This is a genomic window from Pseudomonas gingeri, from assembly GCF_013386115.1.
Classification (GTDB): Bacteria; Pseudomonadota; Gammaproteobacteria; order Pseudomonadales; family Pseudomonadaceae; genus Aquipseudomonas; species Aquipseudomonas gingeri.
Map to the genome: position 1 here is coordinate 242,199 of NZ_JACAOR010000011.1, position 11,948 is coordinate 254,146.

12 protein-coding genes are annotated in these 11,948 nt (G+C 64.2%); 9 read left to right on the top strand and 3 right to left on the bottom strand.

The window, feature by feature from the left end:
* Nucleotides 1–161 precede the first annotated feature (161 nt).
* Nucleotides 162–866, top strand: coding sequence for a YebC/PmpR family DNA-binding transcriptional regulator (locus HX881_RS22180; RefSeq protein WP_017129527.1), 705 nt, complete (start codon nt 162–164; stop codon nt 864–866).
* 179 nt (nt 867–1,045) lie between these two features.
* Here HX881_RS22180 and HX881_RS22185 read toward each other — a convergent pair whose 3' ends face one another.
* A complete protein-coding gene (locus HX881_RS22185; RefSeq protein ID WP_017129526.1) occupies nt 1,046–2,356 on the bottom strand; it encodes a leucine-rich repeat-containing protein kinase family protein in 1,311 nt (436 codons plus the stop codon).
* Between the two features lie 70 nt (nt 2,357–2,426).
* Nucleotides 2,427–3,566: a cell division protein ZapE gene (gene zapE, locus HX881_RS22190; RefSeq protein WP_177086602.1), complete on the bottom strand. Its 1,140-nt coding sequence runs from the start codon at nt 3,564–3,566 to the stop codon at nt 2,427–2,429.
* Between the two features lie 332 nt (nt 3,567–3,898).
* Between zapE and HX881_RS22195 the strand changes: the two genes are divergently transcribed.
* The 8 genes from HX881_RS22195 (at nt 3,899) to HX881_RS22230 (ending at nt 10,874) form a co-directional block, all read left to right on the top strand.
* Nucleotides 3,899–4,237 carry a hypothetical protein gene (locus HX881_RS22195; RefSeq protein WP_177086603.1) on the top strand — a complete coding sequence of 113 codons (339 nt, stop codon included), beginning with the start codon at nt 3,899–3,901 and terminating at the stop codon, nt 4,235–4,237.
* Between the two features lie 248 nt (nt 4,238–4,485).
* On the top strand, nt 4,486–4,998 hold the full coding sequence (locus tag HX881_RS22200) for a Csu type fimbrial protein (protein WP_017129523.1): 513 nt from the start codon (nt 4,486–4,488) through the stop codon (nt 4,996–4,998).
* Between the two features lie 102 nt (nt 4,999–5,100).
* The gene (locus tag HX881_RS22205; RefSeq protein ID WP_017129522.1) at nt 5,101–5,625 is read left to right on the top strand and encodes a Csu type fimbrial protein; all 525 of its coding nucleotides are present in this window, start codon (nt 5,101–5,103) and stop codon (nt 5,623–5,625) included.
* Between the two features lie 20 nt (nt 5,626–5,645).
* Nucleotides 5,646–6,182, top strand: coding sequence for a Csu type fimbrial protein (locus HX881_RS22210; RefSeq protein ID WP_042937119.1), 537 nt, complete (start codon nt 5,646–5,648; stop codon nt 6,180–6,182).
* A 5-nt stretch (nt 6,183–6,187) separates the two neighbouring features.
* Entirely contained in the window at nt 6,188–6,688 is a 501-nt protein-coding gene (locus HX881_RS22215; RefSeq protein ID WP_177086607.1) for a Csu type fimbrial protein, read from the top strand.
* 35 nt (nt 6,689–6,723) lie between these two features.
* Nucleotides 6,724–7,518, top strand: coding sequence for a fimbrial biogenesis chaperone (locus tag HX881_RS22220; protein ID WP_177086609.1), 795 nt, complete (start codon nt 6,724–6,726; stop codon nt 7,516–7,518).
* A 58-nt stretch (nt 7,519–7,576) separates the two neighbouring features.
* Nucleotides 7,577–9,886 carry a fimbria/pilus outer membrane usher protein gene (locus tag HX881_RS22225; RefSeq protein WP_177086882.1) on the top strand — a complete coding sequence of 770 codons (2,310 nt, stop codon included), beginning with the start codon at nt 7,577–7,579 and terminating at the stop codon, nt 9,884–9,886.
* Between the two features lie 16 nt (nt 9,887–9,902).
* Complete coding sequence (locus tag HX881_RS22230) at nt 9,903–10,874, top strand: Csu type fimbrial protein (RefSeq protein ID WP_177086611.1); 972 nt, start codon at nt 9,903–9,905, stop codon at nt 10,872–10,874.
* An 18-nt stretch (nt 10,875–10,892) separates the two neighbouring features.
* Here the strand turns inward: HX881_RS22230 and HX881_RS22235 are convergent, their stop codons facing one another.
* Nucleotides 10,893–11,945 (bottom strand): ABC transporter substrate-binding protein, encoded by a 1,053-nt coding sequence (locus HX881_RS22235; RefSeq protein ID WP_017129516.1) that lies wholly within the window; start codon nt 11,943–11,945, stop codon nt 10,893–10,895.
* Nucleotides 11,946–11,948: the final 3 nt, after the last annotated feature.

The window sequence follows — 11,948 nt, forward strand, 5'->3', positions numbered from 1 at the left end:
CTGGACATAGCAAAACGGCTTTTGGGAATTTGCCTACGATGATCTGGGTAGAGTCGTAGCGATTGTCAGGTTTTGGTCGATCAGCGACTTTTTGCCGTATAAACTGCGCGCAAAGCGTCGGCCAATAGATGTCACGACGCCACTGATCGAGAGAGTGAGTAATGGGCGCACAGTGGAAGGTTAAACACAAAGAGGCGGCAGCCAACGCCAAGGGCAAGCTGTTCGGCAAACTGGTCAAGGAAATCACCATCGCCGCGCGCAATGGCGCGGACATCACCACCAACGCGCACCTGCGCCTGGTGGTGGAGCAGGCGAAAAAGGCCTCGATGCCCCGTGAGACCCTGGAACGTGCGATCAAGAAAGGTTCCGGCCAACTGGGCGAGACCGTGCAGTACCACCGTGTGACCTATGAAGGCTTCGCCCCCCATCAGGTGCCGCTGATCGTCGAATGCGTCACCGACAACATCAACCGTACCGTGGCGGAAATCCGCGTGGCCTTCCGCAAGGGCCAGCTGGGTGCCTCGGGTTCGGTGGCGTGGGACTTCAACCATGTCGGCCTGATCGAAGCCGCGCCGGATACCCCGGATGCGGACCCGGAAGTGGCGGCCATCGAAGCCGGCGCGCAGGATTTCGAGGCGGGCGAAGAGGGCGCGACCCTGTTCATCACCGAGCCGACCGATCTCGACGCCGTGCAGAAAGCCTTGCCCGAGCAGGGTTTCACCGTCTTGTCGGCCAAGCTGGGCTACCAGCCGAAGAACCCGGTCAGCGGCTTGAGCGACGAGCAGATGGCGGAAGTCGAAGCCTTCCTCGAAGGCCTGGACAACCATGATGACGTGCAGGACATGTTCGTCGGCCTGGCGGGCTGATTTCAGGCTATGTACGGCTTGCTGCAGGAGCCGTTCTTAGTGGCCTTATCGCCAGCAAGCCGGCTCCTGCAGGGCCGTGGGCACACTGATATCTTGTGGTGCGACGAACTTGCAGGAGCCGGTTGCTGGCGATAGCGGCCTGACCGGCAAGGCCAGTCTCAGCAGGCCTCCCGCTGCTGCTACAGCAAATCCGCGCAGATCGCCTCGAACCCCGGCCGGGCCAGTACATCCGGCTGGACGCAGCGCAACTGCAAGGCCTGCAGCGACTCAAGCGCGGGCCGGTCCATTTCCCCGTCGATCCGCTCCAGCAACTCCCCCAGGAAAATGCCGAACGCACGCACCTCGATACGTTGCAGGGCGCGGGTTTCCAGGCTGTCGGTCGGGGCATGGAACGATGCGGCGCCAAAATCCCCGAGCAGACAATCCCCGGCTTCGTTGTAGAGAATATTGTGGGCGTACAGGTCGCCGTGGCACAGCCCCAGGCGATGCAGGTGCGCACCCACCGAGGCGATTCCCCGCGCCATGCGCAAGGCCTGATCGGCGCTGAAGCGGGTCTCGTCCCGGTACACATCGCGGCTGCACGAGTCGAGGCTGGGCAGCGCCGCGAGATTGGCGAATTGCGGATCGATCAGTTCCATCACCAGGCCGGCCTGGCCATCGGGATGATCGACGATACGACCCTCGACCCGGATCAGGTTCGGGTGCAGGCCGGCGGCGATGCAGGCATTCATTTCATTCTGGGGCGAACCGTCGCTGGTCATGCTGCCCTTGTACAGCTTGACCGCCACGGCCTGGTCCGGTGCCGAAGGCCGGGTCCACAGGGCCTGGCTGATGACGCCGGAAGCACCTTCGCCCAGCCGTTGCCCGAGCTGCAACCGGGCCCAGCCGATATTCGGCGTGCTGTCACCGGCCAGGACCTCGCCGGTGTGATCGAGTTGCGGATTACCGGCATAGGCGATCCAGGCCAGGCTGGGCAGGGTCAGCAGCCACTGCGGCAGTTCGCTCAACTGGTTGGCGGCGATGCGGATCAGTTCGAGCTTGTGGCAATCGGCCAGGGTCGCCGGCAGGTGTCGCAGGCGATTGCCCGCCAGCATGAGCTTTTGCAGCAGGGGGCGGCGGCCCAGTTCATCGGGCAGTTCGCCGATCCGGTTGTCGGTCAGGATCAACCAGCGCAACAGTGGCGGCAATGCCGCCGGCGGCACGTGTTCGATGCGATTGGCCTTGAAGGCGACCATGCTCAGCCGGGCGCACTGGCCCAGGCAGGCGGGCAGCTCGGTGAACAGGTTGTCGGAACAGAACAGGATGCGCAGGTGCGGCAGGCGATGCAGGTCATCCGGCAGGCTGCTCAACTGGTTGCCGCTCAGGTTGAGGATTTCCAGGGAGTCGGCCAGCTGGAAGATTTCCCGGGGAAACTCGGTGAGCCCGCAGGACAGGTCGAGTCGCTTGATGCCGGTCAATTGGCCGGCGCGCAGTTGGGCAAGGGTATCCATAAGCGGAGGTCCGTACGGGTCACGATCAGCGAAAAAGGCCGCCATCATAACGGTGTGGAGGCGACCTTGCTCATGGTTGCGTTCGGGGACCGACTTCCACCAGCTGGCCCAGGCGGCTACGGGTGCGCGCCAGGTCGATGGCATTGCCGCCGAGACTGTCGCGCAGCGGCTGTGCGCCGATCAGCAGCAGGCGCTTGTCCTGGTCGTAGAGGACGTCGATCAGGTTGATGAAACGCTGCTGGGCGGCGATCGAGCAGTTCTCGAGGCTGGGCAGTTCGTCGATGATCCAGGTATCGAAACGCCGGCACAGCTCCAGGTAGTCCATCACCGCGGTGGGTTCTTCGCACAGGTCGGCGAACTCGAAGCGCACGTGGCGATCCTGGTTCTGGCGCACCCTCAGTTGACGCGCACCGACCACCAGCGGGGAGGCCGCGGCCCCGCGCTCCGGCAGTTGCAGGGCCTGGCGTTGTTCGAGGCTGCCGGGCCAGATGTACTGGCCGTGGGTGAATTGCTGCTGGGCATGACTGCGCGGCTGGCTGCGGTAGTCGTGGGGGCCGCCGACTTCCATGACATCCATCCGCGCGTGGATCAGATCGATCACCGGTTTGAACCGCGCGTGATAGAGCGGGTTTGGCAGCAGGCCCTGGGGCGGGTAATTGGACGTCACCACCAACAGCACGCCGCGCTGGAACAGCGCCTTGAACAGCCGGGTGATCAGCATGGCATCGCCGATGTCATGGACATGGAATTCGTCGAAGCACAGCAGCCGGCATCCCTCCAGCAGTTCGTCGAGTGTGCGGCCGAGGGCATCCGGTTCTTCGCGATGGATAAACATGCCCTGGTGCAGGCGGGCGAAGAAATCGTGGAAATGCAGGCGCTGTTTCTCGGCAATCGGCACGGCCTGGAAAAAACCGTCCAGCAACCAGCTCTTGCCGCGACCGACGGCACCATATAGGTACAGGCTGCGCTGGCGCTGCTGGGGCGAGGCCTGCAACAGCGCGGTGGCCTGCTGGGCCATGCGTTCGATGACCCGCTGCTGGCTGTGGCTCAGGGTATAACCCTGATGGCTGGCCTTGTGCCGGAAATACTCGTGCACGTCATGGTGCGGCGCTACCACGCCGGCCTTGCCGGAGAGGGCCTTGCCGAACAACCGGCGCAGGGCCGGCCAGCGGGATTTCACGCCGGGGCGATGAGGAGGTAGAGCGGCCAACGGAGAAGGTCCCCTTAGGTGAAAATCCTGATCGTCCCGGTCATGGTGTCCTGGCAAGCGTCGTCGCGCAGATGGCGCAAGGCTATCTTGGCGACAGTCGCGCTAATTTAACCATACAAAATGTGGCAGTCAGCAATTCCTGAAGGGCGCGCGACGATGTTTTGCGCTGCCATATGTCGGCTTGCACATAAAACCAATGCAGGCATATGGCCATACCGTTTATTCTGAGGCGCTTTTCATCGCTCGGCTTTTTTCGTCAAGGTCCCCGCCGCTCAAATGGATTGAGCCATTGAGCGGAGCCCGTGCGAATGCCTGAAGAACGGGACCGACCCATGCACTCCATCCATCGACTGTTGCTCGCGCTGGGCGCGTTCTGCCTGCTGCCCGACAGTGCCCGGGCGGCTGTTGGCGGGCATATCGAGGCCCGCCTGGTGATCACTGCCGGTTGTGAAGTCAGCCACGCCGCCGGTGCGGGCCTGGATCGAAGCAAGCCGCTCGACCCCCGATTGCCCGGGATCCGGGACAACCTGGCGGTGAGCTGTGGTTCTTCGCCCAACAGTCCGACCCAGTTCACCGTCAAGGTCGACCCCCGGGTCCATGATCTTGATAGCGCTCGCACGCGGACTGCCGGACCCTACCGCGATACGGTCGTCGTGACGCTGGGTTGGTAGCCGAGTCGCTCGCCTAATCGAAACAAAATGTTCCAGGCCGTTCCGTTGAATCCCGGCACCTCTGAACGAAATTCTACTGTGAATACAGCTTTTTCCGAGAAGAACTACAGGGTCTTGAGTGAAAAGACCTAGGAAAAGTACTGCAAATATGTGGCTGAATTTCTGACTCGGCTGGCAGCTTTGTCCTTCACTGCTAACCTGATGTTAGCAAGCCATCCCTCAAAAGGATTGAGGCCGTGAAAGGACCTATGGTTTTGGCAGTCGTGAGCGCATTGTGCAGCGCCCAGGCGTTGGCCGCGCAGCTCCAGGTGGAGGTGCGGGTCAATGTGATGCGTGGCTGCCAGTTGGTCGGCGTGACCCGCGAGGCGGGCATCGACCAGTTGGGCGTGCTCGACTTTGGCAACACCGCCCGTCTCAACGATCCGGCGGGGCCCTTGAGCGCCGCGCTGACCAGTGCCCGCCTGCCGCGCCTGGAATGCAATCCCGACACCCCTTATCAAGTGCGCATCGACGGTGGCCTGCACGGCGGCATCGGTGAAGTGCGTTACCTGGCGGGCGATTCCCGCAGCAGCCCGATTCCCTATCGACTCTACCGCGATGCCGCGCGGCGTACTGCGCTGCCGGTCAACGAAGCCTTGAGCGGCACCGTGCCCGACAGCGGTTCGGTGGAGCTGCCGTTGTATGCGCGGATCGAACCCCTGGCCCAGGTGCCGCGCGTCAGCCGTTACACCGATATCGTGAAGGTGACCGTCACCTGGTAGGCGTTTGCAGCAACCTCTGCCGGGTGGACCCGGCAGGAAAAGGAATGTCGCCCGCGAGCGGGCGGCCAATCGGTTTTATCCTGATGGAAGTAGGATCGGCATATGAAATACCGCAACCGCGTCGTGCTCGCCCTCGCGCCCCTGCTTTTGCTGGCGGGCGGTGCCGAGGCGGTAATGACCGGGACCATCCAGGCCCGGCTGGTCATTTCACCGGCCTGCGAGGTGAATGCCGGGGTGGCGCCCATGCCCGGGAATCTCGGGCGACTGGATTTCGGCAGTTCGGGGCCGACCTGGACCCGTCCGCTGAACGCAGCGATCACCGGCAGCGGTGGGGCCCTGCAAGTCACCTGCAATACCTCGGTCAGTGGCTTCACCGTGACCATCGATGGTGGTGTCAACGGTGACGGCACCACCCGGCGCCTGAGCAACGGCCGCCAGACCATTCCCTACCGACTCACCGTCGATGCCGCCGGCACCGACAGCTACAGCATCGGGCAACAACGCAATTTCGCCGTCAGCACCGGAGCCCAGAGGCCGATTCCGGTCTATGGCGCCGTGGTGGCGAATACCAACGCACTGCCGGCAGGTACTTACCGCGACACGCTGACGGTCACGTTGGACTGGTAACTCAACAGAGGATGAGCATCATGCAGCAACTTGCTTCGCGTCTTGTTTTATCAGTGCTCGGCCTGGCACTGGCCACCGCTGCCCAGGCTGCGACCACCGTCACCGGGCAGATCAGTTCGACCCTGATCCTGACCAGCAGTTGCCTGGTCAACGGCGGGGCCGGTGCCACCAACCTGAACTTCGGTACGCTGAATTTCGGTACCACCGATAGCCTGTTCACCCAGACCGGCACCCAACTGGTGGCCGCCGGCGGTGGCGCGGTGTCGATCCAGTGCTCGGCCGGCACCACGCCCACCGTGACCATCCAGGGCGGCCTGCACGACGGGCAGTCCACCGGTGGGACCCGGGCCCTGTACGACGGGGTGTCGCACTTCGTGCCTTATGACCTCTACACCGACTCCGGGTACAACAACATTCTGGCGAGCAATGGGGTGATCAACCTCGCGGCCAGTACCGGCGCGGCCCAGACCATCAATCTCTGGGGCAAGGCGGTGGGTAAACCCGGGCTGCCGGCCGGGACCTACAGCGACACCATCTCCGTGCAATTGAGCTTCTGAGTGCGATGGCCGGCCATGGATGCGCCTTCGTGCTGCTGGCCTGCGCGAGCAGCCTGCCGTTGCCGCTGGCGGCGGTTACCAGTGCGAGTTTCCAGGTCAGTGCCAGCATTATCGCCGGTTGCCTGGTGGTGGGCGGGGGCTCCAACTACGGCAACCTGAACTACGGCAGCTACTCGGCGTTGTCGACCAGTACGGTGTCGACCTCGCTGACCAGCGCAGTGCAATTGCAATGCACGCCGGGGGTGACCCTGAGCATGAGTGTCGATGGTGGGCAGAACAACAACAGTGGCCGTCACCTGAAGCTCAACAGCGGCACCGCCCTGGTGGCGTACCAGCTGTTCAGCGACGCCGGCCTGAGCCAGGCGCTGGGGATCAGCCAGAGCGTGAACGTGGCCTACGGCAATGCGAACAACATCAGCCTGCCGATCTACGGCAGGGTGGTATTACCGGGGAATCAGCCGGCGGGAACCTACAGCGATGTGCTGCAGGTACAGCTGTCCTGGTAGGGGGCGGTTCAATTGAAGCGACAAGGAGTTTGCGTATGTATTCACCCTCCCGGCACTTGCGGGCCGTGCGTGACGGAGTGCTGGCCATGGTCTTGCTGGGCGCGGGCCAGGCCTGGGCGGCAAGCTCGGTATTGATCTGGCCGATCGACCCGGTCCTGGAGGCCGACCAGCAGGCCAGCGCGCTGTGGCTGGAGAATCGCGGCAATGAAACCACCAACCTGCAGATCCGGGTCTTCGCCTGGAGCCAGAACGGGTTCGACGACCAGTACCAGAACCAGCGCGAGGTGATCGGCAGTCCGCCGGTGGCGCGCATCGAGCCGGGCCAGAAGCAGTTGGTGCGCCTGACCCGGACCCGCGACGTGCCACCGGGACGGGAGCAGGCCTACCGCATCATCATCGATGAGATCCCCTCGGCGAAATCGCCGGATACCGCCGCCTCGGAAGGCAAGACGGCGGCGGCGATCCAGTTCCAGATGCGTTACTCGGTGCCCTTGTTCACCTATGGCGCGGGGCTCTGGAGCAAGGAAGACCTGACGCGCCAGCGCGACCCGAAAAGTGCCGGGGTCCCTGACCTGAGCTGGCGCAAGGTGGCGGAGGGCGGGCGTTCCTATATCGAGATCCGCAATCGCGGCGCGGTGCATGCGCGACTGACCGATGTGGCGCTCAGGCAGGGCGGCCAGCCCCGGCCGGTGGTCGAGGGCCTGATGGGGTATGTCCTGCCGGGGGCGACCATGCGCTGGCCGGTGCCGGAACCCCTGGCCGGCGGCCAGGAACTGCTGTTGCGGGTCAATGGTGCACCACAGGTCCAGAGCGTCAAGGCGGATCAGTGAAGAACAGGGAGTGAGCTGAGTGTGGGCTCGTCATATCCACTATCTGCCATGGCTGGCCATGGGCTGTTGCTGGCTGGTGTTCCTCCCGCGGGTCGGGGCCGGTGAACTGCCGCCGCCACCCACCAGCCTGGAGGCCATCCCCGATGCGCAACTGTACCTTGAGCTGCTGGTCAACCAGATGGACACCGGCAAGGTCATTGTCGTCGAGCAGCGGGCCGGCCAGTTGTTCCTGTCGGCCTCGGACCTGCAGGCGATCGGCATGAAACTGCCGCCGTCGGTCTCCGCCGAAGTGGCCCTCGACCAGTTGCCGGGCCTGCACAGCGAATACGACAGCCATGGCCAGCGCCTGCTGCTGACCGTACCGGCGGACTGGCTGCCGGCGCAGTTCCTCGGCAACCGCCAGGCCTATCCGCGGACCCAGGCGCTGACCAGCTTTGGCGCGATGCTCAATTATGACCTGTACCTCAATGACACCGACGACGCCGGCACCTACCTGGCGGCCTGGAACGAAGTGCGGGTGTTCGACACCTGGGGCACCCTGTCCAACACCGGGCAGTACCGCCGCAGTTTCGGCGCGAATACGGGCGGCGGGCTGGACAACGGTTATCTGCGCTACGACACCACCTGGCGTTATTCCGACGATGAGCGCCTGCTGACCTACGAGGCCGGCGACGTGGTCAGCGGCGCCTTGCCCTGGAGCAACTCGGTGCGCCTGGGCGGTGTGCAACTGTCCCGGGATTTCGGTGTGCGCCCCGACCTGGTGACCTATCCGCTGCCGCAGTTCGCCGGTGAAGCGGCGGTGCCGTCCTCGGTGGATCTGTTCATCAACGGCTTCAAGTCGTCCAGCGACAATGTGCAGCCCGGTCCCTACACCCTGACCAATATCCCCTTCATCAACGGTGCGGGCGAGGCGGTGGTGGTGACCACCGATGCCCTCGGGCGACAGGTGTCCACCACCGTGCCGTTCTATGTCACCAGCACCTTGCTGCAAAAGGGCCTGGCGGATTTCTCGGTGGCCGCCGGTAACCTGCGCCGCGATTATGCGCAGCGGGATTTCGGCTATGGTCCGGGCGTGACCTCCGGCAGCCTGCGCTATGGCCTGAGCGACAGCTTCACCCTGGAAAGCCACGCCGAGGCGTCCAGCGACCTGGCCCTGGGCGGTGTCGGCGGCAACCTGCGCCTGGGCAACTTCGGCGTGCTCAACAGCGCTTTCAGCCAGAGCCGTTTCGACGGTCGCCAGGGCCAGCAGGTCAGCCTCGGCTACCAGTACAGCAGCCAGCGCTACAGCCTGTCCTACCAGCGACTGGAGCGTCACGATCAATACGCCGACCTGACGGTCATCGACACGCCGTCGATCAGCCTGAGCAAACGCAGCGAGCAGGTCACGGCCAGCCTCAACCTTGACAGCTGGGGCAGCCTGGGCGCCGGTTATTTCGATATCCGTGCCGCCGACGACTCTCGCACCCGCCTGCTCAACCTGACCTGGAACCGTCCGCTGTGGGGCAACAGCAGTTTCTACCTGTCGGCCAACCGTGAAATCGGCGACAGCAACTGGGCGGTGCAGGCCCAGGTCGTGATTCCCTTCGACCTCAACGGCAGCCTGAGCATGAGTGTCGAGCGTGACAAGAGCGGCGCGAGCCTCGAGCGGGTCAATTACAGTCGCGCCGTACCCAGCCAGGGCGGTGTGGGCTACAACCTCGGCTATGGTCATGGTCGGGGCCCGGATTACCGCCAGGCCGACCTGACCTGGCGCCTGCAGTCGGTGCAGTTGCAGGCCGGCGTCTACGGCAGCAGCGAGGCCGAGACCCGCTGGGCCGATGCCAGCGGTTCGCTGGTGTGGATGGACAAGCAGGTCTTCGCCGCCAACCGCATCAACGACGCATTCGTGGTGGTCAGCACCGACGGTTACCCGAAGGTGCCGGTGCGCTACGAAAACCAGCTGGTGGGCGAGACCGACAAGTCCGGGCGGCTGCTGGTGCCCTGGAGCAGCGGCTACTATCGCGGCAAATACGAAATCGATCCGCTGAACCTGCCGGCCAACGTCCAGAGCCCGACGGTCGAGCAGCGCGTTGCGGTCCGTCGCGGCAGCGGCTACCTGCTGAAATTCCCGTTGAGCCGGATCGTTGCCGCCAGCGTCGAACTGGTGGATAGCCACAACCAGCCGTTGCCCCTGGGGGCCAACGTCATCCATGAGCAGACCGGGGCGGCGGCCGTGGTGGGCTGGGATGGCCTGGTCTACCTGGAAAACCTGGCGAAGCAGAACAGCCTCAAGGTGACCCTGGCCGATGGCGGCACCTGCCGGGTGCAGTTCGCCATGCAGGAGTCTGCCGAGCAGGTGCCTCTGGTCGGCCCGCTGGTCTGTCGATAGACACAGGAGGTGTCGAATGAAGGTGCGTAGTCTGGTCTCGGTTCTGCTGTTGAGCGGGTTGGCGTCCCAGGCCCAGGCGTTGTGTTCGGTGGTTGCCACGACAGCGGCGGGTTTCGGTCCGGTGAGTTCGATCCTGACACGGACCACGGTGCAATCGACGTCGACCACCAATGCCGGGCTGAGGTGTACCGGTTCGCTGCTGACCCTGCTGACCACCAACGATCACTTCTATGCCACCATCAGTTCCAGCACTGCTGGCATGGTCGGTCCCACCGGCGATGTCATCAGCTACAACATCTACGCCAGCAACAATACCGGCGCGGCCTACCTGATCACCCGGAACACGCCCTATGATTTTGCCCGCAATGGCATCATCGACCTGCTGGGTCTGCTCGGCGGCTCGACGCCCAAGACCGTGCCGATCTACTTCGGGACAATAATCGGCAGCAACGTCGCGGCGGGGATCTACACCGAGACCCTGAGCATCTACTGGGATTGGAATTATTGTGCCGGCATCGGTGCGCTGGGTATCTGCCTGGGGCGTGACGTCAGCACCGGCACGGCCAGCCTGACCGTGAACATGACCGTCAGCAACGACTGCACGGTGAGCGCGCCGAATATCAGTTTTGGTGGCGCCCCGGTGATCAGCGCCTTCGGGACGATCAACCAGACCATCAATGTGTCGTGCACCAAGGGCAGTCCCTACACGGTCGGCCTGGACCCCGGCCAGAACGCCAGCGGCGGCCGGCGGCGGATGGTCTCGGGGGGCAACTTCCTGTCCTACGACATCTTCAAGAGTGCCGGCACCACGGTCTGGGGCAGCGTCGGGCCGGCCCGTCGCTCGAGCAGCGACGCCGAGGTCAGTCCGGGCAACGGCCTGGGCCTGGGCAGCCAGGTGTTCAACTACAACGCCAAGGTCTACCCCGACCAGAACACGCCGCCGGCCGGCACCTACACCGACAACGTGATTCTCGACGTGGGGTTCTGACGGGCCCGGTCGCGCAGGCTAGCGCTCGATGCTGCGGTTCCAGCGGGCGTTCCATTCCGGGCGCAGCAGGTTGACCTGGTCCCAGTCGATGGCCACCGCGGTATCCAGGTATTTTTTCATGGCCTCGACCTGGCCGCGGGTACGGTCGGTGGTCGGCGTGTTGGGGTTGGACGGAATCTGGTCGCCATCCTCCAGCGCCGCCGCCTGGGCTTCGGGCGTCAACAGGAACTCGGCGAGTTTCTGCGCCAGTTCGGGCTGGGTGTTGTTGGCAATCGCGCACTCGGCCACGTTCAGCACCACCGCGCCCTCCTTGGGCTGGGCGTATTCCACCGGGATCCCCTTGAGCTTGAGCGCGGTGACCTGGGTCGGGGTCAGCGGGAACAGCGCTGCCTCGTCGGTCTGGACCATCTCCGAGAGCTTGGCCGAACTCGGGATGTACTCCAGCACGTTACGCCCGACACTGTTCGGCCAGGCCTTGAAGCCCGGGTCGACATTGGTTTCGCTGCCGCCCTGCAGCCGGTTGAACATCAGGAACCCGTGCAGGCCGAAGGTCGAGGACGACATCGACTGGAACACCAGCTTGTCCTTGTACTTGCTGTCCGCCATGTCCATCCACGAGGTCGGCGCGGCCCAGCCTTTTTCCTTGAACAGGCGTGTGTTGTAGGCAAGTCCGGTCACGCCCAGGCTGACCGCCACCGCTTCGTCCTTGATCCGTCCCTTGGCCGGGATCTGCGCCAGGGTCGGGTTGTCGGCGAGCTTGCTGCACAGGCCCATGGAGATCGCCCGGTACATGATCCCGTCATCGAGGAAGATCACGTGCATCTGCGGGTTGTCCTTGCTTGCCTGGACCTTGGCCAGGATGTCCGCGGAAGTGCCGGGGACGATGACCACCTTGACGTTGTTGGCCTTTTCGAAGGGCGGCAGCACCTTGTCGCTGTACAGGCGTTCCATGGTCCCGCCGTTCATGCCCAGGTACAGCGTGGGCTCGGCCCGGGCCGGCGCGGCGAGCAGCAGGGCAGTGAGAGGCAGGCAGGACAAACCGATCAGGGCATTGCGTGGGGCATTCTTCATGGC